Origin of the sequence: Streptomyces sp. NBC_00523, from assembly GCF_036346615.1 — a bacterium.
GTDB lineage: Bacteria > Actinomycetota > Actinomycetes > Streptomycetales > Streptomycetaceae > Streptomyces.
Genome location: NZ_CP107836.1, coordinates 7,139,191 through 7,165,459 on the forward strand (window position 1 = coordinate 7,139,191; position 26,269 = coordinate 7,165,459).

General features: G+C 72.3%; 26 protein-coding genes. 13 read left to right on the plus strand and 13 right to left on the minus strand.

The window, feature by feature from the left end; genetic code table 11:
• Window positions 1-138: 138 nt before the first annotated feature.
• Window positions 139-951 carry an alpha/beta fold hydrolase gene (locus OHS17_RS32175; RefSeq protein WP_330315037.1) on the plus strand — a complete coding sequence of 271 codons (813 nt, stop codon included), beginning with the start codon at window positions 139-141 and terminating at the stop codon, window positions 949-951.
• Here the strand turns inward: OHS17_RS32175 and OHS17_RS32180 are convergent.
• From OHS17_RS32180 to OHS17_RS32195, 4 genes are all read right to left on the minus strand, one after another.
• Entirely contained in the window at window positions 935-2,002 is a 1,068-nt protein-coding gene (locus tag OHS17_RS32180) for a glycoside hydrolase family 43 protein (protein ID WP_330315038.1), read from the minus strand. The genes OHS17_RS32175 and OHS17_RS32180 overlap by 17 nt on opposite strands.
• A 92-nt stretch (window positions 2,003-2,094) precedes the next feature.
• Window positions 2,095-2,844, minus strand: a complete 750-nt coding sequence (locus OHS17_RS32185) for a hypothetical protein (RefSeq protein ID WP_330315039.1) — start codon at window positions 2,842-2,844, stop codon at window positions 2,095-2,097.
• A 13-nt stretch (window positions 2,845-2,857) separates the two neighbouring features.
• Window positions 2,858-4,933 carry a hypothetical protein gene (locus OHS17_RS32190; protein WP_330315040.1) on the minus strand — a complete coding sequence of 692 codons (2,076 nt, stop codon included), beginning with the start codon at window positions 4,931-4,933 and terminating at the stop codon, window positions 2,858-2,860.
• Window positions 4,934-5,033: 100 nt separating this feature from the next.
• Window positions 5,034-5,600, minus strand: coding sequence for a TetR/AcrR family transcriptional regulator (locus OHS17_RS32195; RefSeq protein WP_330315041.1), 567 nt, complete (start codon window positions 5,598-5,600; stop codon window positions 5,034-5,036).
• 146 nt (window positions 5,601-5,746) lie between these two features.
• On the opposite strand from OHS17_RS32195, the gene OHS17_RS32200 reads away from it, so the two are divergent.
• Window positions 5,747-7,201: an MFS transporter gene (locus tag OHS17_RS32200; RefSeq protein ID WP_443066178.1), complete on the plus strand. Its 1,455-nt coding sequence runs from the start codon at window positions 5,747-5,749 to the stop codon at window positions 7,199-7,201.
• Between the two features lie 53 nt (window positions 7,202-7,254).
• Window positions 7,255-8,148 carry a Vgb family protein gene (locus OHS17_RS32205; RefSeq protein ID WP_330315042.1) on the plus strand — a complete coding sequence of 298 codons (894 nt, stop codon included), beginning with the start codon at window positions 7,255-7,257 and terminating at the stop codon, window positions 8,146-8,148.
• 29 nt (window positions 8,149-8,177) lie between these two features.
• Here OHS17_RS32205 and OHS17_RS32210 read toward each other — a convergent pair whose 3' ends face one another.
• From OHS17_RS32210 to OHS17_RS32220, 3 genes are all read right to left on the minus strand, one after another.
• On the minus strand, window positions 8,178-9,218 hold the full coding sequence (locus OHS17_RS32210; RefSeq protein ID WP_330315043.1) for a GDSL-type esterase/lipase family protein: 1,041 nt from the start codon (window positions 9,216-9,218) through the stop codon (window positions 8,178-8,180).
• 240 nt (window positions 9,219-9,458) lie between these two features.
• Complete coding sequence (locus OHS17_RS32215) at window positions 9,459-9,863, minus strand: YciI family protein (protein WP_330315044.1); 405 nt, start codon at window positions 9,861-9,863, stop codon at window positions 9,459-9,461.
• Between the two features lie 15 nt (window positions 9,864-9,878).
• Window positions 9,879-10,424 (minus strand): DUF7822 domain-containing protein, encoded by a 546-nt coding sequence (locus OHS17_RS32220; protein ID WP_330315045.1) that lies wholly within the window; start codon window positions 10,422-10,424, stop codon window positions 9,879-9,881.
• 81 nt (window positions 10,425-10,505) lie between these two features.
• On the opposite strand from OHS17_RS32220, the gene OHS17_RS32225 reads away from it, so the two are divergent.
• From OHS17_RS32225 to OHS17_RS32245, 5 genes are all read left to right on the plus strand, one after another.
• A complete protein-coding gene (locus OHS17_RS32225; RefSeq protein WP_164631083.1) occupies window positions 10,506-11,045 on the plus strand; it encodes an O-acetyl-ADP-ribose deacetylase in 540 nt (179 codons plus the stop codon).
• A 124-nt stretch (window positions 11,046-11,169) separates the two neighbouring features.
• Entirely contained in the window at window positions 11,170-12,153 is a 984-nt protein-coding gene (locus OHS17_RS32230) for a hypothetical protein (protein ID WP_330315046.1), read from the plus strand.
• A gap of 73 nt (window positions 12,154-12,226) precedes the next feature.
• Window positions 12,227-14,074 carry an HSP90 family protein gene (locus OHS17_RS32235; RefSeq protein WP_330315047.1) on the plus strand — a complete coding sequence of 616 codons (1,848 nt, stop codon included), beginning with the start codon at window positions 12,227-12,229 and terminating at the stop codon, window positions 14,072-14,074.
• A gap of 2 nt (window positions 14,075-14,076) precedes the next feature.
• Window positions 14,077-17,001, plus strand: a complete 2,925-nt coding sequence (locus OHS17_RS32240) for a tetratricopeptide repeat protein (RefSeq protein ID WP_330315048.1) — start codon at window positions 14,077-14,079, stop codon at window positions 16,999-17,001.
• A 201-nt stretch (window positions 17,002-17,202) separates the two neighbouring features.
• Window positions 17,203-18,345: an MFS transporter gene (locus OHS17_RS32245; protein ID WP_330315416.1), complete on the plus strand. Its 1,143-nt coding sequence runs from the start codon at window positions 17,203-17,205 to the stop codon at window positions 18,343-18,345.
• Here the strand turns inward: OHS17_RS32245 and OHS17_RS32250 are convergent.
• From OHS17_RS32250 to OHS17_RS32260, 3 genes are all read right to left on the minus strand, one after another.
• Window positions 18,337-19,179, minus strand: coding sequence for a hypothetical protein (locus OHS17_RS32250; protein ID WP_443066158.1), 843 nt, complete (start codon window positions 19,177-19,179; stop codon window positions 18,337-18,339). The genes OHS17_RS32245 and OHS17_RS32250 overlap by 9 nt on opposite strands.
• Window positions 19,176-20,429, minus strand: a complete 1,254-nt coding sequence (locus OHS17_RS32255) for a glycosyltransferase family 4 protein (protein WP_330315050.1) — start codon at window positions 20,427-20,429, stop codon at window positions 19,176-19,178. The genes OHS17_RS32250 and OHS17_RS32255 overlap by 4 nt, the downstream gene beginning before the upstream one ends.
• 107 nt (window positions 20,430-20,536) lie before the next feature.
• A complete protein-coding gene (locus OHS17_RS32260; protein ID WP_330315051.1) occupies window positions 20,537-20,917 on the minus strand; it encodes a VOC family protein in 381 nt (126 codons plus the stop codon).
• A 16-nt stretch (window positions 20,918-20,933) separates the two neighbouring features.
• Between OHS17_RS32260 and OHS17_RS32265 the strand changes: the two genes are divergently transcribed.
• The 3 genes from OHS17_RS32265 (at window position 20,934) to OHS17_RS32275 (ending at window position 23,105) form a co-directional block, all read left to right on the plus strand.
• Entirely contained in the window at window positions 20,934-21,401 is a 468-nt protein-coding gene (locus OHS17_RS32265) for an NUDIX hydrolase (protein ID WP_330315417.1), read from the plus strand.
• Between the two features lie 169 nt (window positions 21,402-21,570).
• Complete coding sequence (locus tag OHS17_RS32270) at window positions 21,571-22,332, plus strand: class I SAM-dependent methyltransferase (RefSeq protein ID WP_330315052.1); 762 nt, start codon at window positions 21,571-21,573, stop codon at window positions 22,330-22,332.
• Between the two features lie 32 nt (window positions 22,333-22,364).
• Complete coding sequence (locus tag OHS17_RS32275) at window positions 22,365-23,105, plus strand: class I SAM-dependent methyltransferase (RefSeq protein WP_330315053.1); 741 nt, start codon at window positions 22,365-22,367, stop codon at window positions 23,103-23,105.
• 50 nt (window positions 23,106-23,155) lie between these two features.
• On the opposite strand, the gene OHS17_RS32280 is transcribed toward OHS17_RS32275, so the two are convergent.
• The gene (locus OHS17_RS32280; RefSeq protein ID WP_330315418.1) at window positions 23,156-23,377 is read right to left on the minus strand and encodes an e9imm peptide; all 222 of its coding nucleotides are present in this window, start codon (window positions 23,375-23,377) and stop codon (window positions 23,156-23,158) included.
• A gap of 151 nt (window positions 23,378-23,528) precedes the next feature.
• Here OHS17_RS32280 and OHS17_RS32285 point away from each other — a divergent pair, with 151 nt between their 5' ends.
• On the plus strand, window positions 23,529-24,368 hold the full coding sequence (locus tag OHS17_RS32285) for a maleylpyruvate isomerase N-terminal domain-containing protein (RefSeq protein WP_330315054.1): 840 nt from the start codon (window positions 23,529-23,531) through the stop codon (window positions 24,366-24,368).
• Window positions 24,369-24,421: 53 nt separating this feature from the next.
• Window positions 24,422-25,303 carry a hypothetical protein gene (locus OHS17_RS32290; protein ID WP_330315055.1) on the plus strand — a complete coding sequence of 294 codons (882 nt, stop codon included), beginning with the start codon at window positions 24,422-24,424 and terminating at the stop codon, window positions 25,301-25,303.
• Window positions 25,304-25,329: 26 nt separating this feature from the next.
• Here OHS17_RS32290 and OHS17_RS32295 read toward each other — a convergent pair whose 3' ends face one another.
• On the minus strand, window positions 25,330-25,824 hold the full coding sequence (locus OHS17_RS32295) for a hypothetical protein (protein ID WP_330315056.1): 495 nt from the start codon (window positions 25,822-25,824) through the stop codon (window positions 25,330-25,332).
• Window positions 25,814-26,218 (minus strand): Rid family hydrolase, encoded by a 405-nt coding sequence (locus OHS17_RS32300; protein ID WP_330315057.1) that lies wholly within the window; start codon window positions 26,216-26,218, stop codon window positions 25,814-25,816. The genes OHS17_RS32295 and OHS17_RS32300 overlap by 11 nt, the downstream gene beginning before the upstream one ends.
• Window positions 26,219-26,269 lie beyond the last annotated feature (51 nt).

Below are 26,269 nucleotides of genomic sequence, written 5' to 3' on the forward strand. Positions count from 1 at the left end.
GTATCGGCCCCGGGCCGCCGCATCCTGGGACCGCCGGTCCTAGGTGAAACACTCCGCTTCCGGGCGGACGCGGGCGGCGGAACGATCGGCACATGGCCCGTCCTGGGCCTGTCCGGCACACAGATCGGCGGTCGCACGATGAGGGAATCCACGCTGTCCGTTCCGGGCGCGCGACTGCGCCACACCGTCCGCGGCGAAGGCCCCGTGCTCCTGCTCATCGCCGGAGGCCACCACGGGATCGACGCCACCGAACCGCTGGCACGCCATCTTGCCGACCGGTACACCGTCGTCACCTACGACCGGCGCGGCCTCTCCGGGAGCACCACCGAAGCCCCCGCAAAGGCGCTCGCCACCCACGCCGAGGACGCCTCCCGCCTGCTCCGCAGCCTCACACCGGAGCCCGCACGCGTCTACGGAACCAGCCTCGGCGCCCTCATCGCCCTGGAGCTGACCGCCCGTCACCCCGAGCAGGTCGCGGCGGTCGTCGCCCACGAACCGCCCGCCGTGCGACTGCTTCCGGAGCCCGCGCAGGGCATCGGTCAGCTGCTCGCCGTCGAGGAGACCTTCCGGGCGCGGGGCGCGGAGGCGGCCATGCGCGGGTTCGCGGCCGGCCTCGGCATCGACCCGGCCGACTCCGAGCCCGACCTCCCGCCACGCACTCCCCGGCCGGACCGCCTGCGGAACATGGAGGTCCTGCTCACCTACGACCTGCCGGCGATCAGGGCCCACGTCCTCGATCCGGCCGAGCTCGCCGGATCGCCCGTACGTGTCGTGGCCGCCGCCGGCGAGAAGTCGCGCCACCTCTGGACGTACACATGTGCCGCGCTTCTCGCCGGTGCGCTGGGGACACGTCCGGAGACGTTCCCCGGCGGCCACAACGGTTATGTGTTCCGCCCGCGCGCCACCGCGGACCGGATCCACGAGGTGCTCGGTGTCACTCGAAGAACTTGAGGCTGTACCCGGTGTCGGTGTTCGGCCCGGGGACGTTGGCGCGGCTGTACGTGGTGTTGCCCCACCAGCAGAAGGAGCCGGTGTACCAGTAGCGGTTCTCCCAGCTGTACGGGGTGCCCTTGGCCACCGCGTGGAACATCAGCGGGAACGTGGGCCCGGCCGGCGGACTGGTCGCGATGTCACCGTCGAGCAGTACGAAGGTGTGGTGGCCCGGTCCGTTCACGTTCAGGGTGGGGTCCCAGCCGGACATCATCGTCGCGCGGTTGGAGCCGAACAGGCAGCCGTTGGACTTGTACCAGTCCCATACGTACGTCGGGTCACCGCCCGCCCGGAGCCGCAGTTCCGCGATGCAGTACTGGTCGCTCCAGCTGCCGTTGGCGGAGTAGGTGATGTGCAGCTGCCCGTTCGGGTCCTTGATCGCTTCGGGGCCCTCGTTGATGAAGGGGTTGCCGACGACGCGCTCCCAGCTCTCCCTGGGCTGGGAGATGATGTAGCGGGCGCCCGTGGGGGTCGTCGGGCTGCTCATGCGCGCGATGTAGAGGTTCTGCTCGACGTTGGTGGTGCCGGCCCAGCCCGACCAGACGAACCAGCGCTGTCCGTTGAAGGTGAACAGGGTGCCGTCGATCGCCCACTTGTCGTCGGGCAGGGCGAGCTTCGTCGCGGCGGTGTAGCCGCTGTCGGGGGCGGCGGAACTGATCACGTACATGCGGTGGGCGGTGCCCCGGCCGCCCGAGAAGTAGATGTAGTAACGGCCGCCGTCCCGCACGATCTCCGGAGCCCAGATCTCGCCCAGGTTTCCCGTGTCCGACCACACCTGCCGGGCCGCGGCGGAGGCCAGGCCGCCGGTCGAGGACGCCTGCCGGACGCTGATGCCGCCGCCTGTCGACTGCACCGAGATGTACGTTCCGCCCACGCGCAGCACGCTGGGATCGGCGCCGCGGATGGCCGTCTGCCCCGCCTGGGCGGGCCCGGCGGACATGAGCGACATCGTGAGGGCCAGCAGCATGGACAGCGCGAAGGCTGCCACACCGGACATCCGGGAGAGTCTCATGGCTTCCCTTTCCCGTACGGGGGTTCGCGGGGACGGACTGACTCCATGACCCTATCCACGGCAAGGCGTGTTCATGTCAATGCGGGCCCGCCTCACCTCTCGTAATCCTCGATGAGACGGCTGATGACGCCGTGCAGGACGTCCGCCCGGCCCCGGTCCTCCCGCTGCTCGCGCAGAGCTCGCTCCACCACCCGGAGCCGCTGCCACGCCTCCGGTTCCCGGTCCATGACCCGATCCACGAGCGGCGAGGAGACCAGCTCCAGGCACTCCGCCAGCCGCAGCCGGGTGGCGGGCGCCGGCGGGCCGGACGGGGGTGCGGCGAACCCGTCCGTCAGGTACCGCGCGGGATCGCCGAGGTTCCACCCGGCCACCGCCCCCTCGTACACCAGGAGGTCCACATCGGGGGCGACCCCGAGCCGCGCGTCCGGCTCCCTGCCGAGAAGGAGGACGTCCGCGAGGCAGGTCAGTGCGTCGGCCCCGGGGCCGCAGTGGAGGACCGTGGTCTGGGGCATGGCGAACTCCCCGACGATGTCCGCGCGGAGACCGGCTGCCCTCGTCGGCGGCCCGCCGCGGAACGAGGGGTTCTCGCAGATCCACTGCGGCGGCACGAAGAACGTAAGGCTGCGCAGCTCGCGGGTGTCGCGGTCGAAGCGGACGTACTCGTCCTGCGACCACAGCCATCGCATGCTGCCGAACGTCTCCGACAGCTCCCGCTCGCGCCCGGCCGGGTCCGCGTACTTCGCCACGATCAGCTGGAGATCGCGGAAGTCGAAGCGGGGGACGTACGCGAGGGGGCTGCCCGTCGTCGTGGCGGCCATGCCGTCGCCGACCGTGACCTTCACCGTGGTCGTCGCCTCACTTGATGCGCCTCGCGGCCGGCAGATGGCCGCCCTTGGTGTCGGGGATCTTCCCGTTCACGATGTCCTCGTGGGTCACCGGGGGCTGCGGGTCGTCGGGCGAGCCGCCCAGCGCCTTGGCCCCGGTCTCGCCCTTCTTCCCGGAGGGGCCGTAGCCCGTGATGACATCGCCCGCCCCGGCACCCGGGCCCTTCGTCACCACGATGTCCTCGCCCTTCCGGAAGATGAGGTTCCCTCGCTGTCCCTGAGAGAGGTACACCGCGTCCGGGGCCTTGAGGATCTCCGCCACGCGTGCGTCGCTGAAGTGGGGGTGGTAGTTGCTGGACTTGCGCACCTTGCCGTCCCCGGCCCGTTCGGTGACGGTCTCGGCGGCCTTCACCGCCTTGGCGTCGGGGCACTTGGCGCCGGAGAAGTACCCGGCCCGGATGGACAGGCGGTGGTGCACGGGGGCGGTGGAGTGGAACAGCCCGGCGGGCTCGGTGACTCCGCCGGTGCGGGCCGAGGCGCCCGAGGCCGAAGTGCGGAGCGCGCAGGCGCCGGTGTCGCGCTCGTCGCGCACCTGGTCGACCAGCTTCTTGACCTCGGTCTTCGCCAGGGCGTATGCGTTGATCAGAGTGTCGGCGCGGTACGGGATCCGGTACTGGACGAGCCGCCCGCCACTGGCCCGGGAGCGGGCGCGCGCCTCATTCTTCTTCTGCGCCTCGACCGAGGAGAAGGTGGGCCCGGCGCCCGGGTTGGAGCAGGACAGGCTCCCGGAGACGGACGTTCCGGAGACCGCGAAGGAGCTCTGCGGACTGGTGCACCGGCCCGCGGACTTGCCGTCGATGCTGAACGAGGCGGTCATCACCGCGGTGACTTTGCCGCTGATCAGACGGCTCTTGGCGCTGGTGGTGATGTGTCCGGAGAAGCTGTTCTTCGCCGTGCAGCCACTCGAACCGCACTTCACCGTTCCGCCGCTGCTGAGGGTCAGGGCGATGCCGCTGTCGGTGGCGTTCTTCAGCTCCTCCGTCTGCTTCTCCAGCGTGTCGTACATGGGGTCGACGGCGTCCTCGGCGACCGGAGCCAGGTCCAGCCCCGCGGAATCGCTGTCCGCCAGCGGGCCGTCCGTCAACTCGGGGATCCCGGGCGGATCCTCGTCCTCGGAATCCGCGCGCACGATGACGGCCGCCTGCCGGACGGAGGCCGCTTCGGCCGAGCCGCGCGACGTCCCTCCGGACCGCGAGGGGCCGTACGACTCGAGGCGCAGCACCCGGTGGGGCTTCTGCTTCGTGATGAGCAGCCGGCCCGCGGAGGTGTCCACCGCGAGGGCCGGGGTGCCGTCGACGGTGGGAGGCTGCGCGGACTCGCTGGGGGCCGGTGTGCCCTCCAGTCGGTCGAGCGCCTTCGCGAGCGCGGTCGCCAGGTCGGGCGGCGCGGGCATGTGCCCGACCGTCTCCCGCGTGACGCTGTCGCTCTCGTCGGCGGCCGCCCACGCCCCGGAGACCGAGTCCTTCGCCCGGGTGAAGGTCCTGCCGCCGATGTGCAGGACCTCGCGGGCGAGCCCGGAGCTCCCGACCTCCACGGCGCCGAAGCGGCTGCCGGACGCGGTGACGGTGATGTCCCGCTGCACCGGGTCGTCACCGGAGTCCCGGTACCGCAGACCGGGGGCCTCGGCCAGCGCGGCCACGGCCTGCCGGTACGGCTTCAGGTCGCGCTTGGCCACCGGGTCCTCCGACCCCGGCCCCCCGTGCCAGACCAGCAGCCCGGCCACCAGCCCCGCGGCCAGCACCCCGACCCCGCCGAACAGCAGCAGCCGCTTGCGCCGGGCGGGCGGCGGCTGCCCAGGGCCGTACTGCGGCGGCTGCCCGGGCCCGTACTGCGGCGGCCCGTACGAGTACGGCGGCGGGCCGTAGGGCGAGCGCGGCGGCGGCACGTCCTGCGGGGGCCCGAACGCCCCGGGCGGGGGCGCGTACGGGGAGTGCTGAGGCGGGATGTCCGCGGGCGGCGGCCCGAAGACCCCGGCCGGCGGGGTGTACGGAGCGCCCTGCGGCGGGCGGTCCGCCGGGGGCCGGTACGCGTCTTCGTGGTCCGTCATGAACTGCCCCCGTGGATGGTGCGTCGGCCGCTGATCGTTACAGGAACAGTGTGGGGGTGACGCCCCCTCGCGTCACCGGAATTCGGCCACCGGGCCGACGTCACGGCAGCCGGTCGACCAGCTCGTCGACGTACTCCGGAGTGAGCGGGCCCATGCCGAACAGGACGCGGCTGTACATCGGGGCCAGGACGTAATCCAGCACGGTGAGCGCGTCGGGTGCGGGCTCGCCCCGGTCCTGGGCGCGGTCGAGCATGGACTGCAACTGCCGGGTGCGCTCGGTCCGGAGGGCGTCGCGCGCCTGCACACCCCGCTCGCCCGCGTTCGCCAGCGCGACCGCCAGGTGCAGCACCGCCGGTCCTTCGGGTCCGGTGATCTCCCGGGCCACCTGGGCGGCGTACGTCCGCAGGTCGCCGTCCAGGCTCCCGGTGTCGGGCATGGGGGAGCGTGCGTTGAGGCGGTTGAGAGCCACATCGCAGAGCAGGGCCTCCAGGTCGCCCCACCGGCGGTAGATGCTGCTGTCGGCCACGCCCGCGCGGGCTGCCACCTCGCCGACGGTGAAGTTTCCGTAGCCGCGCTCGCTGATGAGCTCGGTGACGGCCTGATGCACCTGCGCGCCGACCCGCGCGCTGCGCCCACCGGGCCGCCGGGCTCGCTGTTGCTCCTCCATGGACCCACCTTAACGCAGTAACCACTTGCGTTTGTGGATCGCCTCCGCTTACTGTCGACTAACGCAGTCTTCGGCTGCGTTAGGGAGTTGTACGGCGACCCGCGCCGACCACGGCCGGGCGCGTCCCACGGGGGAAAGGGATTCCCATCACCGCATCGCAAGCGACCGCGAACAGCCGGCGGAGCCGCGCCCTGCTGCTCACGGTGACCTGCCTGGGCCAGTTCATGGTCCTGCTCGACAACACGATCGTGGGGGCGGCGCTGCCCGACATGCAGCACCGCCTGCACCTGGAACTCACCGGCCTGCAATGGATCGTTGACGCGTACGTCCTGCTGGTCGCCATGCTGCTGCTGTCCGGCGGCATCTTCGCCGACCGCTTCGGCCGCAAACGCGTGTACCTGACCGGCGTCGCCGTGTTCACCGTCGCCTCGGTGGTGTGCAGCCTCGCGCCCTCGCTCGGCTGGCTGATCGCGGGCCGGGTGCTGCAGGGCATCGGCGGGGCGGCGCTCAGCCCCGCCTCGCTCGCGCTGCTCGCCGCGGCGTACCCCGTGCCGCAGGAACGCGTCAAGGCGATCGGGCTGTGGGCCGGCCTCAGCGGCGTCGGTCTGGCCGCGGGCCCCGTGGCGGGCGGTGTGCTCACCGACGCCTTCGGCTGGCCCGCCATCTTCCTGGTCAACCTCCCGATCGGCGCGGTCCTTCTCCTGCTCGGCCTGCGCCATCTCGACGAGACCCGCAATCCGGATGCGCCCGCGCTCGACGTCCCCGGGACGGCCCTGTCCGTCCTGGGTGTGGGGGCGCTGGCCTACGGGCTGATCGAGGGCGGGACGCGAGGCTGGTCGTCGCCGCCGATCATCGGCAGCTTCACCACCGCGGTGCTCCTCCTCGCCGCCTTCGTGGCCGTCGAAGCGCGCCGCCGCGCACCGATGCTGCCGCTGCGGCTGTTCCGGGAGCGCCTGTTCACCGTCTCCAACACCGCCATGGTCGTGGTGGGTTTCGCGCTCATGGGCTCGACGTTCTTCTTTTCCCAGTTCTTCGTGTACGTCCAGGGCAGTTCGATCCTGCGCGCCGGGCTGCAGACCCTTCCCGCCACCCTCGCCATGGTGATCGTCAGCCCGTACGCGGGCCGCCTCGCCGCCCGGCACGGCTTCCGCGTCGTGGTCACCGCCGGCCTGGCCCTGGCCGGTCTCGGACTCCTGGCGCTCGGCACGGTCCACGCCGACACGGCTTACGGGAACGTGTGGTGGCGCCTGGCGGTCGTGGGCATCGGCTTCGCCCTGACGATGTCCCCGCTGACCGGCGCCGCCATCCAGGCCGTCAGCCCGCAGGAGGGCGGCCTCGCCTCGGGCATCAGCAGCACCACCCGGCAGATCGGCGCGGTGCTCGGCGTGGCGGTCCTCGGAGCCGTGGTCCGCGCCCGGCAGTCCGGCGGGGCGTCCTTCGGGGCCGGCCTCGACAGCGCCTTCCTGACGGCGGGTGCCATCACCCTGGCCACCGCCGTGTTCACGGGCCTGTGGCTGACGAAGGCCAGTCCCGCGGAAGGCGTGGCCGCGGCGGTACGGTCTGCTGATACGCCGAAGACCACCACAGCGGACAGCCGTTGAGGGGCCGCGAACACGTCCCGGCCCCGCCACCGAGTACGAACAGAGGAAGCCCTGTGCACGACGCGACCCCGGTATCGATCGAGGAGCACAAGGTGTCCGGCCCCGAGGCCGGGCCGTACACCCTCACCACGGGCCCGGACGGCGCCCTGTGGTTCACCCTCGTCCACAGCGGCCGGATCGGCCGCCTCGTCCCCGGCGAGCGGCCGACGGAATACCGCGTCGATCCCGACAGCGGGCCGACCGTCATCACACCCGGCCCGGACGGCGCGCTGTGGTTCACCGAGTACCGGGCGGACCGGATCGGGCGGATCACCACCGACGGCGCGATCACCGAGTTCGACGTACCGGGCTCCGGCTCCGGGCCGTTCGGCATCGCGGCGGGCCCGGACGGAGCGCTCTGGTTCACCGAGACCGCCGCCGACCGCATCGGCCGCCTCACCGTCGACGGCGACGTCACCCCGTACCCGCTTCCCGTCAGCGGCGCGTTCCCGTCCGCGATCACCGCCGGGGGCGACGGCGCAATGTGGTTCACCCTCAACCAGGGCAACGCCATCGGGCGCATCGGCATGGACGGCGGGATCACCCTGCACCCCCTGCCGACGGAGGCGGCGGGCCCGGTCGGCATCGCGGCGGGCCCGGACGGCGCGTTGTGGTTCACCGAGATCGCCGCCGGCCGGATCGGCCGGATCACCGCCGAGGGGCGGATCACGGAGTTCCCGCTGCCCGACCGCGCCGCCCGGCCGCACGCCGTCACCGTCGACGGGGAGGGCGCTGTGTGGTTCACCGAGTGGGGCGCCAACCGCGTCGCCACGATTGCCCCGGACGGCTCCGTCACCGGATACGACCTGCCCACCCCGGACTCGGAACCGCACGGCATCACCGTCGGCCCCGACGGCGCCCTGTGGACCGCGCTGGAGACGGGCTCACTCGCCCGTATCGCGCCGTAGCGCCCGCAGGCGGGCGCCTGGACGCCGCGTCAGGTGACCGGTCCCAGGCGCATCGCGCCGGGCCCGCGGCCGGGGGTGTTGGTGCAGCGGTGGTCGCCTGCGGGCTGCTGGAGTTGCAGGGTCAGGCAGGTGCCGAGTGCCTGCTGCCCGTAGCTGTTGGGGTGGAGGGATTCCTGCCGCTGCCCCTGGCCGGCGCCGCTGGTCACGAAGCGGATCCACTCGCTCGTGGCGCCGCTCGGCGGGTGGGCCAGGTCGGCCTGCCGGGTGGTGGTGGAGCACACCTCGCGCCCCTCGAAGGAGCGCGACAGGTCGAGGAACTCGGCGCCGGCTTCGCGGGCCGCCCCCGCCAGGGTGGAGCCGATACGGGGCACGAGGTCGTCGTGCGCCCAGGTGAGGTCCTTGTCGAAGAACGGGCAGCCCCCGGAGGTGAGGCGGTCGTACTTCTCGCCGGGGTAGCGCAGGCGGGCGGCGTCGGGCAGCGGGGACGGGTAGGACTGCAGGACGAGACGGTAGGAGCCGGCCGGGTGCCCGGCGCGGGCGAGGGCGGTCTTCACATCGGACAGTGTGTTGACCGCCGCCTGCCGGACGTCCGGCAGCCGCTCGGCGACCTGCTGGGACGCCGTCGGCGTACAGGGAGAGCCGCCGAAGGGCTTGACGAAGTTGCTCGCGCAGTCGGTGATGATGTCGGAGAAGCCGAGGTCGTTGCCGCCGATCGACACCACCACCGCGCGCACCGGGTGCCCGGTCACCGCCTTCTGGAGCTGCCCCGCCTGGGACGGTTCGCCCTTGAACGGCTTGCCACCGTGTTCCGGCAGCAGCACCGCCGTGGAAGTCGCCCCCGAGCAGGCGAGGTTGAGGCGGTGCACGTCCAGCGTGAGCGACTGGACCTCGGCCACGTCGGAGCGGTTGCAGCCGCTGTCGTAGGAGGGGCCGTAGACCCGGTGCGGGTCACTGGCTCGGGCACCCGGGTCCCAGGCCCGGTCGGTGGGCGCATAGCCGCTGCCGGACTCGTTGCTGTTGCCGGACCAGCGACCGGCCTCGCCTGAGATGAAGCTGTCGCCCAGGGACACCACCCAGGATGTGGCGGCCGCGCGGGCGCTTTGGGACGGGGATGCGGACACCGTGCCCGCTGCCGCCAGGACACATGCCGAAGCGGCTGCGAGCGCGAGCGTCCTGGAACGTCGTGAAGAGGAGAAAGCCATGCCCGTGGTGTCGGCAGCGGCGCGGCGAATGATGAAGGCCGCGCCCCGTGTACAGCCGATTGGATCAGTGCAAGATCGTTTCGCCCCGCTTTCCGGCTCCCGTACGGGTCACTCCGTCCCGCCGTGCTCGTCGGCCGTGACCCGCCGCACCTCGACCGGCTGCTGCGTGGGCACGCCGCCGGGGCCCGGAACGGCGGAGATACGGGCGGCGATCTCCAGCGCCCGCTCCTCCGACTCGACCTCGAAGACGTTGAAGCCGGCCAGGACCTCCTTGGACCCGGCGCACGGCCCGTCGGTCACCACCGCAGGCGCGACGCCGTCCGCGCGGACCGTGCGGGCCTGGCGCGGATCGGCCAGCGCCATGAACTGGACCAGCTCCCCGCTCTCGGTCAACTCCTTGGTCAACAGGGCGTAGTAGTCGAGGTGGGCCGCGATGTCACCCGGCTGCCAGGTGTCCATCTGCTCCTCGAAGACCCCGCCGTCGTGGTTGACCAGCAGAATGAATTTCGCCATCACGTACTCCCGTTGTCAGTTGTCCGTGGGTTCGGGAAAGGAGAAGTAGAGAGCGTCGGCGTAGAACGACGCGAAGTGCCGCTGCCAGTCGGCCCGTACGGAAGCGAGCCAGGCGTCGTTGCGGCCGGCGATCGCCGCCTCGGCGAGGGCGACGGCCTCGGGGACGTCCTCGGACGCCAGACGCCGTACGCTCTCCGCCGGGTCGTCGTCTGCCATCGAGACGATCTCGCCCGTTTCGAGCAGGAAGAACTTCGCCTCCTGCTTCTCCAGGTGGGCCGTGGTCCTGGCCACGCACTCGGCGAACTCGGCATCGTCCTCCAAGCCGTTGCCGACCGCGCGCAGGACGCCGCGGAGCAGCGCCGCCCCGTCGGCGTAATCCGCCGCGATGCAGATCGGGTGGTTCCAGATCATGGACGGGACCACCGTCGTCCCGTACCCCACCAGGAGCTTGTGCGCGAGCGGGATGTCCCAGTTGTGCTCGGATACGCAGCGGATGCGCTGCGGGATGTCCGCGTCGCTCGGAACCGAGTCGGCGGAGTAGAGATACGAACGATTCGCCATGGTCGCGAAGCTAGCACCGGGGACTGACAACGCCGCCGGACAAGTCCCGCACGGCCCGGAGAGCCAGGGCATGATGACCGCATGAGCACGCCTTCCGACGTCACCGTCACCCTCGTACGCGGAGACATCACCCGCCAGTCCGTCGACGCCGTCGTCAACGCCGCGAACTCCTCGCTGCTCGGCGGCGGGGGCGTGGACGGAGCGATCCACCGCCGGGGCGGTCCCGCGATCCTCGCCGCCTGCCGGGAGCTGCGCGCCTCGCGGTACGGCAAGGGGCTCCGCACGGGCCAGGCGGTCGCCACCACCGCCGGAAAGCTCGACGCCCGCTGGGTCGTGCACACGGTCGGCCCGGTGTGGAGCCGGACCGAGGACCGCTCGGCCCTGCTGGAGTCGTGCTACCGCGAATCCCTCCGCGTCGCGGCGGAACTCGGGGCCCGTACCGTCGCCTTTCCCGCGATCTCCACCGGCGTCTACGGCTGGCCCATGGACGACGGGGCCCGCATCGCCGTCCGCACCGTGCTGGCGGAGGCCGCGGCACCCGTCGAGGAGGTGCGGTTCGTGCTCTTCGACGCGGCCGCGTACGGGGAGTTCGAGGAGGCCCTGGCGGCGGCGCGGCCCTGAGGAAGGACCGGATCCGCGCCGGTGCCGGACGTATGGAGCAGTCGTGAAGGCCCTGTGGAACCGATGTCGGCGGGGCCGCTTATGCTGCTCCGAACGATCAAGCGGGACCAGGGGAGGGCGCGGCATGTTCGGCAAGCTGTTCGGCAGGGCTGAGGAGAGACCGGCGGCCGGCCCGCACGCGCTTCCCGCCCCGCGCAAGCAGAACGGGATGTACACCCTGCGGGCGCTCGGGGACACACGGGTCCTCGCCCTGGTGGAGGCCGCCCGGGTGGGGGACTGGGAGGCGGTCAAGGCGGCGCTGACGCCCTTCGACCTGGGCCGCGACCACCAGATCCTCAACGAACTCGAAGAGCTCGACGGTGTGCAGGACTGGATCGGCCGGGCGGCCGACGAGGACAAGGAGCACCGGGCGACCGCGCTGCTCATCGCGGGAGCCCGCCACATCCAGTGGGGCTGGGAGGCGCGCACCGCCGCCCGCGCGTCCCAGGTGACCGAGGGGCAGTGGAGGGTCTTCCACGAACGGCTCCGCATCGGTGAGGAGCAGCTGCTCGAAGCGGCCGAGTTGAGGCCCGAGTGGGTCACCCCGTGGCGCCGCCTCCTCACCTCGGGCCGCGGCATGTCCCTCGGCGCCGACATCACGGAGGCCCGGCTCGACGCGGCCCTGCGCCGGGCTCCGCTCGACCTGGAGACCCACATCGAATGGATCTCCCAGTTGCAGCCCCGCTGGGGCGGTGAGCCGGGCCAGGCACTGCGGTTCGCCCGCGACGCGTACGCCGACGCGCCGGAAGGCGACCGGATCAGCTGCGTGATACCCATGGCGCACATCGAGGACTGGGTGGAGTCGGACGAGACGGGCTGCCTGAAGACCGACGAGATACGGACGGAGCTGCGCCGCGCGGCCGAGCGCAGCATCCTCCACCCCGCCTACGAACGGCGCCCGGGCTGGCAGGGCGACTTCAACATCTTCGCCATGGCCCTCTCGCTGGCCGGCGAACGGCAGACCGTGAAGCGGGTCTTCCACGCCCTCGACGGAGCCTTCACCAGCTGGCCGTGGGCCTACTTCGGCGAACCCGAGAAGCAGTTCGCCCGCCACCAGCGCCGCGCCTGACCCCGCACAGGCCCCGGGGCCCGCCGTCCGGGCCCGCACCCCCTCACCCGCTCCTCCCTCTCCGGACTGCCTGATGACTTCGCCCGACACCGCCCCGCGCCAGACCGGCGACGACCGCACCTTCCAGGTGGACCTGCGCGGCCTCGTCGACCTCCTCTCCCACCACCTCTACTCCAGCCCGCGCGTCTACCTGCGCGAACTCCTGCAGAACGCCGTGGACGCGCTGACCGCCCGGCACAGCCTCGAACCCGGCGCCGCAGCCGACGCGTTCGGCATCCGGCTGTACGCGGACGGGGACGTCGTACGCGTCGAGGACGACGGTGTCGGCCTCACCGAGACCGACGTCCACGCCTTCCTCGCCACGATCGGCCGGAGCAGCAAGCGCGCCGAGCGGATCGCCGAACAGCGCGGCGACTTCATCGGCCAGTTCGGCATCGGACTCCTCTCCTGCTTCCTGGTCGCCGACGAGATCCACGTCCTCAGCCGCTCCGCCCGCACCCCCGACGCACCCGCCGTGGAGTGGCGGGGCCGCGGCGACGGCAGCTACACCGTCCGCACCCTGCCCGCCTCCGCCCGCCCGGACCCCGGCACCACCGTCACGCTCACGCCGCGCGCCGACGCGGGGGAGTGGACCCGCCCGGCCCAGGTCGCCGCCCTGGCCCGGCACTTCGGCTCCCTGCTGCGCCACCCGGTCACGGTGGACGACGGCAAGGGCGGCCCGGCCACGCGCATCAACCCGGAGCCCGCGCCCTGGGCCCGTACCCACCCGACCCCGGGAGCCCGCTCCCGCGCCCTGGCCGCCTACGGCAAGGAGGTCTTCGGCTTCGAACCGCTGGACACCCTCGACCTCGACCTGCCCGCCGTGGGGCTCAAGGGCATCGCCTGCGTACTCCCCGAGGCGGTGCCGACCGGCCGCCGCCACGGCCACCGCGTGCACGTCAAGGGCATGCTCCTGTCGGAGCAGGCCGAGGAGATCCTGCCGGACTGGGCGTTCTTCGTCCGCTGCGTGGTCGACGCCGAGAGCCTGCGCCCCACGGCCTCCCGGGAGTCCCTGTACGAGGACGACACCCTCGCCGCCGTCCGCGACGCCCTCGCGGAACGGCTGCGCGGCTGGATCTCCCGCATCGCCGCCAGCGACCCGGAACTGCTCGCCCGCTTCCTCGGCGCCCACCACCTGGCCGTGAAGTCGCTCGCGGTGCACGACGACGAGATCCTGCGGATGCTGCTGCCCTGGATCCCGTTCGAGACCACCGACGGCTCCGCCACCCTGGACGAGTTCGCCCGCAAGCACCGCACCGTGCTCGTGACCTCCAGCGTGGAGGAGTTCCGGCAGGTCGCGGCGATCGCCTCGGCCGCCGGGCTCGGCGTCGTCAACGGCGGCTACACGTACGACAGGGAACTGGTCCACCGGCTCCCGGAGCTCCGGCCCGAAGTGAGCGTCGCCGACCTCGACCCGGCGACGCTCACCGCCCACCTGGACCCCGTCGACCGCGAGACGGAGCTCGCCGCGGCGCCCTACCTCGCGCTGGCCCGCGACGCCCTCGCGGTCTTCGACTGCGACGTCGCCCTGCGCACTTTCCAGCCCGCCTCGGCCCCGGCCCTCCTCATCGACAGCCGCGACGCCCGGCACGAGCGCACCCGCTCCCAGCTCGCCCGCGAGCAGCAGGGCGGGGTGTGGGGCGACATCCTCGGCGCCCTGCGCCAGGAGGTCCCGCGCGCCCAGCTGATCCTCAACCAGCTCAACCCGCTGGTCCGCACCGCCGCCGCCATCGCCGAGCCGGAGCTGGCCCGTACCAGCGCCGAAGCCCTGTACGGGCAGGCCGCGATGCTGTCCAGGCGCCCGCTCAGGCCCGCCGAGACGAGCCTGATCAACCGCTCCTTCCTCGACCTCCTCGCCCACGCCCTCCGCAAGGACAGCTGACGATGCCGACCGCACCCCAGAACACCGACGAGCTGTACGACGCGCTCCAGGAGAACCAGCGGCGCCCCTACGGCCGCGCCCGCACCGTCGCCGCCGAGGAACTCGCGGAGGCCGCCGAGCGGTTCGAGGATCCCCTGGCCCTCGTCCGTACGCTCTTCGAGCTCCAGGAGGCGTACACGTACGGCTCCGAGCCCCGCAAGTCGCCCGTGGTCTTCGCCCGGCTGCTCACCCTCTTCGACGAGCAGCCCGACGTCTTCACCGACCGGCTGCGCCATCTGCTGTTCTGGCGGTTCAAGTGGGTGGCGAACTCCCTGCGCGCCCTGCCCGAGATCCCGCTGACCAGCCTGCGGCAGTGGCTCACCGAGATGCGCGGCCGGTACGAGAAGGCCGGCCTCGGCCTCCAGCCGTACTACGCCCAGACCTACCAGCTGGCCGCCCACCTCGGCGAGGACACCGCCCCCGCCTACGAGCTGTGGGCGGCCCGCACCCGCACTCCGTTCAGCGACTGCGAAGCCTGCGAGATATGCGAACGGGCCCTCCACCACCTGGAGGGCGGCGACGACGCCCGCGCCCTGCGCACCTGGGAACCCGTCCTCGAAGGCAAGGAGAGCTGCCAGGAGGAGCCCGCCCGCTCCCTCTCGTACGCCCTGCTGCCCCTGCTGCGCACCGGCGGCGCCGACCGCGCCCGCGAACTGCACCTCGCCGGCTACCGGGGCTGCCGCCGCAACCCCTCGATGGCCGGGGAGGTCGGCCGCCACCTGGAGTTCTGCGCCCTCACCGGCAACGAGGCCCGCGGGCTCGAACTGCTCGCCGAGAACCGCGTCCTGTTCTCCGAGGTGGACTCGCCCCTCGACCAGTTCGACTTCCTGACCGGCGTCGAGGTCCTTCTGCGGCGCGTCGAGTCCCTCGGCCACGGCGAGCTGCCGGCCGCCGGGTACCCGGGCCGCACCTGGACCGTGGCCGGACTGTGTGCCGAGGTCCGGGAGCGTGCCGACGACCTCGCCGCCCGCTTCGACGTCCGCAACGGCACCACGGCCCACGCCGACCGGCGCAAGGCCCGCCTCGGCCGCGCACCGCTGCTCGACGCGCTGGAACTGACCCTGCGCACCCGCGCCCTCGACGACCTGTCCCCGGCCGCCCCGGCCGCCGCGCCCCCCGCCCACCAGGCGCCCGCCGTCCCGGACACGGTCCCCGAGCTCATCGCCCGGGCACGCGAACTGGACGAGCAGGGACACCCCGACGCACAGCCCTGCTGGGACCGGCTGCGCACGCTGGTCGCCGCCCCCGACTACACCCACCCCGAGGACCCGGCCGTGGGCCCGCTCGCCAGGCTGCGCGCGGACCTGCTGTCCGACGAGGCCGCCGGCGCCGCCCACCGGGACGACGACGCGCAGGCCGCCGTCCTCTACGCGGAAGCCGCCGCCCTGTACGAAGCGGCCGAGCTGCCGGGTGAGGCGGCGGTCGTCCACGCCGCCGCCGCGCTCGCCAGGAGCGAGGCCGAAGGCGAGGCCGCCGACGCCGAGGAGAAGGCCGAGGGGCTGACCACCGGCCACGCGCACGTGGTCCGGCTGCACGAGGAGACGCCGGGGCTCACGCCGTGTCAGGAAGGCCGCCTGCTGCGCATGCGTGCCAGCGCGCTCTGCCTGCGCGCACAGCTCACCAGGAGCGAGAAACACCTCGCTGCGGCGGCCGCCGAGGTGGAGCAGCTGCACGCGTTCGCCACCCGGCACGAGCTGACGGCCCAGATATCCGGCGCCGTCCTGCTGCGGGCCGGCACCCACGCGCTCTCCGGCGACCTGCCGACCGCGCTCACCGTGCTCGACGCACACGCCGACCGGCTGCGGCAGCACGGCCCCGCCTGGCATCTGCCGCGCACGCTCGGGCTGCGTGGCCGCTTCCGGATGGGCCTGCGCGACGCGCAGGCCGCGTACGCGGAGCTGTCCGAGGCCGTACGCGCGGCAGCCGCGTGGCCGCCCAGGGTCTCCGACACCGCCACTCTCCACGGCGACCTGGCCGAGGTGTGCATGCACCTGGGCCGCCCCGAGGAGGCACTGCGCCACCTCACGCGCTCCGCCGAACTGGACCTCCGACAGGGCAAGCGGACGGACGCCTTCTGCACGTACAGCAACGCCGCCCAGCTCAGCCTGGATCTGGGACGCGTCGAGGACTCCATCGCCCTCCTCGACTCCGTCCTCGCCGAACCGGACATCGCCGCCGGAGAGGTGGACGACCGGCTCACCGCCCAACTCCGCCTGAACCGCGCCCGCGCCCTGCACGCGGGGGAGGACCTCAAGGCCGCCACCACGGAGTTCGTCGCCCTCGCCGCCGAGTCGGCCGGCTGGGACGACGACCCCGGCAGCCACGCCATGATCGCCGCGGAGACGGCCGTGCTCCTCGGCGAGGCCGGCGACTTCGACCGGGCCACCGAAGCCATCGGACAGGCGCTCACCGCCCACGCCCGCGCCCCGCGCTACGAGCAGCTGAGCAACGCCCTGCGCGAACTCGCCCGCCTCCAGGCGGAGCAGCAGGGCGCCGACGGACTCCCCGACGCCCTCGCCCGCCTCGCGGACGCCGACCGGGTGGCCGACGATGCCCGCGCCGCCGGGTACGAACCCCACGGCCGTTCGTTGGAGACCGCCCTCGCCTACGAGCACGGCCGGGTCCACGCCTACGCCGGAGAGTACGAGGACGCCCTGACCGCCTTGGAGAAGGCCCTCGGCGGACTCGGCGAGCCGGGACCGGAGAACGCGGGTGAGTGGGCCGAGTGCACCCGGCTCGCGGGCGTCGTGGAGGGCATCTACCTGGAACGCACCGCCGCCGCCCTCACCCGCCTCGACACGGCGATCCCGCGCCTGGCCGCCCTGGGCCACACCGAGGAGACGGAAGCCCTGACCGCCCTGGCGACCCGGCTCCGCGACGAGGAGTGACCCGCCGAGCTCACCGGGCCTCCGCGTACGGAGATGCCCGGTGAGCCCCCGGGAATTCAGTTGAGGCGAGGCGGGGCAGCCCGGTGGGCTGTCCCCATGGACGGTGCCGGGCAGCAGGCGGGACGGGCGGCGACGCGGGAGGACCGCAGGACCACGCCCCCGCCGCGCCCATGGCACAGATGGACGGTGCTTGCGGCCCTGATGCTGGCCGCCTTCACCCTCAACACCGCGGAGAACCTGCCGATCGGCCTCCTGGAGGTGATCTCCGCAAGCCTCCGGGTCCCGGTCTCGGCAGTCGGTCTCCTGGTCACCGGCTACGGCCTGACCGTGGCCGTCGCGTCACTCCCGCTCGCCCACGCCACGCGGGCCGTGCCCCGACGCCATGTGCTCACCGGACTGCTGGCCGTGCTGATCGTGTCCAGCCTGTGCGCGGCGGCGGTCGCCTCCTACTCGGTGCTTCTCCTCTCGCGGCTGCTCACCGCGCTCGCCCAAGCCTTGTTCTGGGCCGTGATGGGACCGGTCGCGGTCGGCCTGTTCCCGCCCGGAGTCCGTGGCCGTGTGGTCGGGGCGCTGTCCGTCGCCGGTTCGCTCGCCCTCGTACTCGGTGTTCCCGCCGGAACGTGGCTGGGACGGCAGAGCGCGTGGCAGGTGCCCGTCGCCCTGCTCGCGGCGCTGGGGCTCGCCGCGCTGGTGCCGATCGCCGTGCTGCTGCCGACGTCCCGCCCCGAGGAGGGGAGCGCCGCCCGCGGCTCCCGCCCCGATGCGCGTCGGTTCGCCGTCGTCCTGGCGGTCGGGACCCTGTCCGCCACCGGGGCCTTCGCGGGATACACCTACGTCGTCAGGTTCCTGGGCGAGGTGAGCGGGTTCTCCACGAGCGCGGTCAGCGCCCTGCTCGTGGCGTTCGGCCTGGCGTGTCTGGCCGGAGTGACGGTCACCGGGGCCGTGCTGGACCGCTTCCCACGAGCGGCACTGACCGCCGCCGTCGCCACGCAGGCGGTGGGCATGCTCGGTCTGTACGCGGCCGGGACCGAGCCCGTGGCGGCGGTGGTGTTCCTGACGCTGACGGGCGCGGCACTCGGACCGGTCTTCATGACCACCCAGAACGCGATGCTGCACTGCGCCCCGGGCCGCACGGACATCGCACTCGCGGCGAACTCCGGCTCCTACAACGCCGGAATCGCGGCGGGCGCCGCACTCGGCGGGCTGGTCCTCTCGCTCGCCGGAGTGCGGGGCACCTTCCTCTGCGGCGGGCTCCTGACCGTCGCGGCCTGCGCCGTGCTGTCGGCGGCGCACCTGCTGCCAAGTCCGCCGCGCGCTCCCGGGTACGAGCCGCGTTCACCGTGAAGGCTGCGGTGCGACCTCCAGGGAGAGATCGTTGTCGAGGGTGTAGTACGGGCGCACCGACACCCCGCCCAGCGTGATGGCCGGGTAGACGAACACCGTCTTCCGGTCCGCGACATCGTCCAGCAGCCGGGCGACCCGCACCCGGGGAGCTTCGGCGCACGGGTGGATGAACACGTCCCAGACCGCCGGTGCGCCTTCCCCCGCTTCCGCCAGGAGGTCCGCGTAGTCGACCGTGAACGAGAAGTCCTGGTCCTCCCCGGCGCTCAGCGCGACCCGCACCACGTTGGCCTTCCGCCCGCGCCGGACCAGGGCGACCTGCGCGCCCTCGCCCAGCCCGGCACCGTACAGCCGTGCCGTCACCGTCATCGCGCCGGACCCGACGGTGATCCGGCCGGCCTCCGCGTGACTGGCGCGCCGCCAGGCCCGTATCGCGAGCCGGCCGTCCTTGGTGGCGTACGGGATCCGGACCGCCACGGGTGTGTACCGTACGGCATCCCCGCCGGACATCAGCCCGCGCAGATCGCGCAGGCCGGGCAGCAAGGGCACGCGCTCCTCGTCCGGTCCGGTCACGACATAGGCGTCCCAGCGGCCTTCCTCAAGGGCGGGGTCGGCCTCCAGCACGGCCTCCCACTCGTCCGGCCGTGCGGACTCCAGTACGAGCGAGCGCCCGGTCTCCTCCGGCTGCCCCTTCTTCGGGCGTCGCTGAAGCAGCAGCCGCGGCTGCGCCGAGGCGGGCAGGGGCAGTTGGACGCGTACGACCAGACGCCCTCCGTCCCGCACCGTCACCGCGCCACGCGGCCTCTCCACGATTGCGTTTGCGCCGTCGCCGCTCATCGTCGCGCCTTCCGTGCGGCCCTCACGACATGACCGGCCGCCACGAGCATCGTGTCCCTGGCCGCGAAACCGCTGCTCGCCAAGGTGCGGCCGGTCCCGGCCACCGCCCGACCCTCACGCCGGGCGGTCAGCAGCTCCTCGAACAGCCGCTCCGCCTGGGCCACGACGGGCTCAGGGCCGTAACGCCTGGAATTCTCCGCTGCGTTACGCCCCAGGCGGCGGCGCAGTTCCTCGTCGCCGACCAGGTCCAGCAGGGCGCCGGCCAGCGCGTCCCGGTCTCCGACGGGCACCAGCCGGCCGTCCTCCCCGTCGGCGATGATCTCGCCGGGGCCGTACGCGCAGTCGGTGCTCACGACGGGCAGGCCGCAGCGCATCGCCTCGACGATGGTCATGCCGAAGGACTCGAAATCGGAGGTCACCGCCGCGATCGACCCCTTGACCCACTCCGCCTCCATCGGGTTCACCGCACCCATCAGGAAGACGTTGTTGTACAAGCCGAGCCGGTCGATGAGCGCGCGCAGCCGCTCCCGCTCCTCGCCCCTGCCGTAGATGCGCAACTGCCACTCGGGATACGCCGCCGCGACCGAGGCGAAGGCATCGATCAACAGGTCGAACCGCTTCACCGGCGCCAGCCGCCCGGCGGCGACCACGATGCGCCCCCGGCTGTCCGCCGGTTCGAGGCCCGGGGCGGGGACACTGTTGGGCAGCGCCTCCACCCGTACACCCGGCAGCCGCATCTTGCGCCGGTAGACGGCCGAGTCGGCCTCTGTGACCGGGGTGATCGCGTCCAGCCGCGGATAGGCCCGGCGCAGCGCCCTGCGCAGGCGCGGGGGATGGTGGTCGTGCGCGAGGTGTTCCTGCCCGACCCGCACCGACCGCGCGGGTCCGTGAAGCGCCAGGTGGACATTGAGCCCGGGCCGCGTCCCCACGACCACGTCGGCGTCGAGTGAGGTGAGCGCGGCGCCGATTCGCTCATCGGTGAGTGCGCTGTACTCGCTGTAGCGGTACTCGGACGAGGGAAAGACCTTCGCCGGGGTGAGGTGTCGCGGGTCGTCCTTCTCGTGCCGCAGGTCCACCAGGGGCCGTAACCGCACACGCGGATCGAGTGCGATGCTCGGGCGATCCCTGTTCCGGAGCACGGAGATGATCTCCACCTCGTGCCGATCGGCGAGTGCGCGAGCCAGGTTGAACGTGGTGGTGATCGTCCCTCCGATCGCGTACGCGCTATGGATGAGGAATGAGATTCTCATGCAGTACAGGACGACCGGCCCGGACGGAAGGTTGCCCTCCCGTCCGCCTGCCCGGGCCAACTACCCAGCCAGGATGGCCAGATGGGCGCCGCCTTCCTGACCCGCCATCACGACTGGCCGGCCGCCTCGCTGAGAGCCTGCGTGAGGTTCACCGGGTTGCCGTCGGGGTCCAGGACGTGGGCGACACGCTGTCCCCACGGCATGTCCTTCGGGCCGCCGCTGACCGATCCGCCCAGCGCCTCCACGCGCCCGAGCGTCGCGTCGACATCGTCCACCGCGATGCTGAGCAGCATCCGGGGCGCCGCAGCGTCCTCCGCCTCCGGCTTGGCCACCAACCCGAGGTCGGTGTCGCCGATACGCAGACCGAGGTAGAACACCGGACCCTCGGCCGGCACCCGGAAAATCTCCTCGGCGCCGAAGAGGTCCGTATAGAACCCGGCCAGGACGTCCTGGTGGGCGGTGAGGATCACTGGCTGAATGGTGGACATGGCGCTCCTGCCGTGGATGACTGAGTCAGTGGGTAGACCGCTCGCGGACGGTGAACTCATCGGAACCGGTCCCGACCGGAGCATCGGTGTCAGGTCCACGTCCGTCGAGCCGGGGGAATCTCCCTGCGAGGGCGCCCGCCGAGAGCTCTTCGAAGAGACCGGAGTGGAGGCGGAACTGCTGCCGGAACCTGCCACGGCGACGGTGCGCTCCTACCACTCCCGATGGCCTGCGACGCTCGGGCTGTCGTATGCCGCGATCGTGGAATCCGGTACGCCGTTGCGCGCGGAGAGCGGGCAGCCGGCGGCCTGGATGCCGCTGAACGAGGACTGGGACAGCTGCTTTCCCGAGGACCCGTCGCGCGTCCGCGCCCACGCGCCATGGCTGCGCGAAGCGTCCGTCAGGTGGCGTGCCCGGCCTCCGGGATGGCCGATGCGCAGACTCGTGGAAATCGTTCGCCCGGCGCGGCTGTGGACGGCCCCCTGAGGGGTTTCGGTGCACCGCTCAACGGGCGCCGGGCCGGGGCGGGCGGTGGTGTGCCGGTGGGGTTCGCGTAGGGCGGGAGGGGGGTGTTCCGGCTGGTGGGGCGCCTGGGGTGACCTGGTCTTTCGGTGTCTGCGCTCCTAGGGTCGGACGTGGTGGAAAGGGGGCCCGGGTGGACCGGACCGTGCGTACCGTTGAAGATGTTCTGGCGCTCCTGGACGGGTTGTTCGTCTCCGAATCCGGGAGCGGTCACTTGGCGGCCGGGGACGGCAAGGACTTCTGGGACCGGTTCTACGCCGACAGGTCGCGGCCCGTCCCGTTCTTCCCGGCGAAGCCGGACGAGAGCCTGGCCGGTTACCTCGAGCGGCGCCTGATCGCGCCAGGCCGGGCCCTGGATCTGGGCTGCGGGGCGGGGCGCAACGCCTTGTACCTGGCTTCGCTCGGGTTCGAGGTGGACGCCGTGGACCTCTCGCCGGTGGCCATCGCGTGGGCCCGGGAGCGCGCGGCCGGTGCGGGGGCGGAGGCGCGCTTCGTGTGCGGCGACGCGTTCGCCCTGGCGGGCACGGAGCTGAGCGGACCGTACGACCTGGTCGTGGACTCCGGATGCTTCCACCACCTGCCGCCGCATCGCAGGGTGAGCTACCTCGCTCTGCTCGACCGCGTCCTGGCCCCCGGCGGCCACCTCGCCCTGACCTGCTTCGCGGCCGGTGAGCAGGGAATGGGCTCCGAGCTCGCGGACGCGGACCTCTACCGCGAAGGCCGGCTGCACGGCGGCCTCGCCTACACCCCCGCATCACTGCGCTGGATCTTCTCCGACCTCGTGGAGGTCGAACTGCGCCGCATGCGGGACGAGCCACCCGGCTCGCCCCATTTCGGCGAGGGCTTTCTGTGGACGGCCCTCTTCCGTACGAGCGAGCCGCCACAACCACGTTGACCGCCCCCGGCGGGTGGTGCTTGGGTCGGTACGTGGACAGCATTTCCGGCAACAGGCGGTTCTGGAACCATCTCAGCGGCGCCTACCAGCACAAACACGACGCGCGGATCGGCGCGACGCCCCGCCTGTGGGGCACGTACGCGATCCCCGACGCGCACCTGCGAGCGCTGGGCGACGTCACCGGCAAGCGCGTCCTGGAACTCGGCTGCGGCGCCGGCCAGTGGTCCAGGGCGTTGGCGGCCGAGGGGGCGGCGGTGGTCGGCTTCGATCTGTCCGAGGAGCAGCTTGCCGCCGCCGCTCACGCGATGGGTCCGGCCCGCTACGCGCTGGTGCAGGGCGCCGCCGAACACCTCCCGTTCGCCGACGACACCTTCGACCTGGTGTTCTGCGACTACGGCGGGCTCAGCTGGGCACCCCCGCACGTCGCCGTACCCCAGGCCGCACGCGTACTGCGCCGAGGCGGGCGCCTGGTGTTCAACGTCGCCAGCCCCTGGTTCGAAGCCTGCTACGACGAAGCCACCAGCCGCGCGACCACGACGCTGCAACAGGACTACTTCGGCCTGGACACCATCGATGAGGACCAGGGTGCGGTCAGCTACCAACTCACCTACGGCGACTGGATCAGGGTCCTGCGCGGCGCGGGTCTCGTCATCGACGACCTCATCGAACCGCGCCCCGACCCCGAAGCAGCCAACGGCTACAACAAGACGGACCCACCCGACTGGGCCCACCACTGGCCGGCGGAAGCGCTCTGGGTGACCCACAAACCGTAAGCCCCACCGCACGCCGGTCGCCCCGCCGGGCGGTGCCTGGACTCCTCGGATCACAAAGCGATCGGCCGATACGCCAGGGCCTGATCGACCACTTCTTCGGCCGAGAGTTCCCGCTCCGGAGGCCAGTAGATCAAGTCGCTGACGTGACCGGAGGGACAGACCAGGGCTCTGTCGAGCCTGTCCAGGGATTCCGCCATCTCGTCGTCGGAGGCGTCATCGACGTCCATGATGCGCTGTACGAGCGCGACCGCCTCCGCGCGGCTCATCTCCATTGCCTTCACCGGGCCTTTCCGTCAGGAGCACCGTAACGCGGCCGGTGAGCGCCGCAGAGGCCCGGCCGGGGAGGTCGGCGCGTGCTAGGGGGTGTCGCTGTGGGGCTACTGGGCGGTAATCTTCGGCTTCGTTCGCGACCTGGGGAGTTGCATGGGCACCGTCACCGAGCATGAGCGGACCCGTGCCGCACTGGCCGGCGCAGGCGCACGGCTGGGCGAGCTGTTGCGTGCCGTGTCCGATCCGGACGCGGCGTCGGGTGTCCCCGAGTGGACGGTCGGGGACGTCGGCACGCACCTGGCGGCCGTCTACCTCGCGTACACCTCGCTCGTCTCGGACGGTGGCGCGATGGACTGGGGCGACATCCCGCCGCCCGGCGAGGGCACGTTCGCCGAGCGGATCACGGCCATCAACGAGCGGTCCCTGGCCCTGTTCGAGCGCGAGCGACGCGCGGAGGTGCCGGACTTCATCGCCGAGCAGTGCGAGACGTTTCTGCGGGTCACCGAGGGCATGGCCCCGGACACCCCGGTCGCACCGCCCTGGTACGAGGAGGTGCCGTTCACCCTGGCGACGCTGACCGGGCTGATGCTCAGCGAGACCCTTGTGCACGGCCTGGACGTCGCGCGCGGCGCCCGCCTCGCCTGGCCGATCGGCGACGAGGAGGCCCGTCTCGTCCTGGGGCAGTCGATGCCGACGATGATGGCGGCGGCCCTCGACCCGGTGAAGGCGAAGGGCGTGCGCGTCGCCTTCGACCTCGCGATCAAGGACGGTCCGAGCCTCGCGGTCGTCGTGGACGACGGAACGGTGACGGTGACCCGCGACGCCCCGCCGCGCGCCTACGACTGCCGGATCGTCGCGGCCCCGGCCACCTTCCTCCTGGTCTCCTTCCGGCGCACGCCCATCTGGAAGGCGGTCGCGACGGGCCGGATGCGGGCCGGTGGCCGTAAACCGTGGCTGGCCGTGCGGCTCGGCCAACTGGTCGTCAGCCCCTGACCAGCCATCGACCCCTCATGCGCACCTCAGAGCGGAAGCGGACCGACACCACGATGACCGAGACAACCGGTGACCGCATGGACCGGGGCGCGCCCGGCGCTTCGAGCGGAGCGGTGTGGCTCAGACGGGCCCTCCTGGACATCGCGTCGGCCCTGCGTCCGGACCGCGGTCCGGTGGTCGCCCGTGAGTGGAGTGATGCCGTACGGCTCCTCGACCCCGAACCGGTCGGATTCCGCTCCGTGTTCCTCATCGGGCTGGGCTGGGACGGGCGCCCCTCGCCCTCGAAGTTCGGGGAGACCCTGACGGCGTTCACCGAGGCCGGCTGGGAGGTGCGCGAGAACGGGACGGAGGGCCAGGGCGGGGAGAGTTGGGGGACGGCCCGGCGCGAGGAGTTCGAGGTGCGGGTGTACGAGGGCGGCCGGTCCGGGCTCGTGACGCTCACCGGGTGGACGCCGGTGACGTATCCCGAACTACGGCTCGGGCAACCGCCCTTCACGCGCAGCACGGCCGATGGTGTGCTGTGCGACGACTGCTGCGGCTGGGGGGTGTGCCTGACCTGCGAGGGCCGCCCGTACGAGCGGCGATACCAACGCTGCTGGTGCATCGCGAACAACGCCGGTCCCGGCAGGTGCGTGGAGTGTGCGGGAAGGGGACTCCGCCACCCCGCGATCGTGCCGTGGTGGCGACCCCGGCATGTGCTGTACGGAGCGGACACGGAGGACGCCATGCCGCCCCCGGTCGCCGAAGCGGGACACGAATCGACCCTGTCCGCGCTCTTGGACGTCGCTCAACGAACCTGCGCGTGTGGGGAGTTCCGCTGCTCCTGGCGCAACGTCCTTGACGAGGAGGGTGACCTCCTGCTCTCCCGGTTCGTGGGCGCGTGCCAGGGATGCGACGCGGAGCGCGCCCATACGTTCGCGCTTCCGCTGCTCTGACCGCGTCCTTGCCGCACCGAAGGCGGCTACAGGCCGAGCTCCTCGCACAGCTCGACGTACACGTCAAGGTATTCCGGGTTGTGCCGGAACCCGGTCAGGCCGATCACCTCGAACTCATCCATCGAAGCGGTCGCCCGCACACCGAGGGCGGCAAGTGCTTGATTGATGGATGCCCCGTCAGGCGTCAACCGCTCCTCGCCGTCGAACGCGACAGCGCCCTGATCACCGGCCCCGCCGAAGTAGTTCGTCTCGATGATCGCGAACCGCGGCCTGTCCGTCCCGGTCACCTCGCGGACGAGGTCACGCAACACCGCTTCCGTCGGAAACAGGAGGGAGAGGCCGTCCGGCAGATCGAGCAGCGCACTGTTTCCGCGCTTCGCGGCCCAGTACGAGGAGAAGTAGTGGTTGACCGGGAACACACTGACGCCCTCATGAACGAGCACGGCCCGAAGGCCCACCGAGTGCGCCCTCTGCGCATCGACCGGCCCGGCTATGACGAGTGCGCAGATCTCATGAGACATGGCCGCATGCTACGGCTTCGATCTCGATGAGCATGTCCGGATCGGACAGGGCGCCGACCTCCGCGAGCAGGCTGGCCGGCCGGCAGTCCGCGGCCGCGAGTCCGTCCAGGAGTACGTCGTAGTGCGCCTTGCACGACGCGAGGTCGGTGGTGACGATCCGGATCTGCACCACGTCGCCCATCGTCATCCCCGCCTCCGCGACGGTTTCACCCAACCGTCGCAGCGTCAGTCGCATCTGCCCGGCCATGTCTCCCCGGTGGGCGATGCCGCCGTCGTCGCCGCGGGCTTCGTGGCCGGAGACGAACAGCCAACTGCGCGGGTCGTCCACGCGGACCGCTCGGTTGTACATCAGCCGCTCGCCCATCATGCGTGGGCCGATCTCATGGGTGGTCATGTCGTTCCCTATACCGGGGCGGACGCCGGTTCAATCAGCTGGGGAGACGTG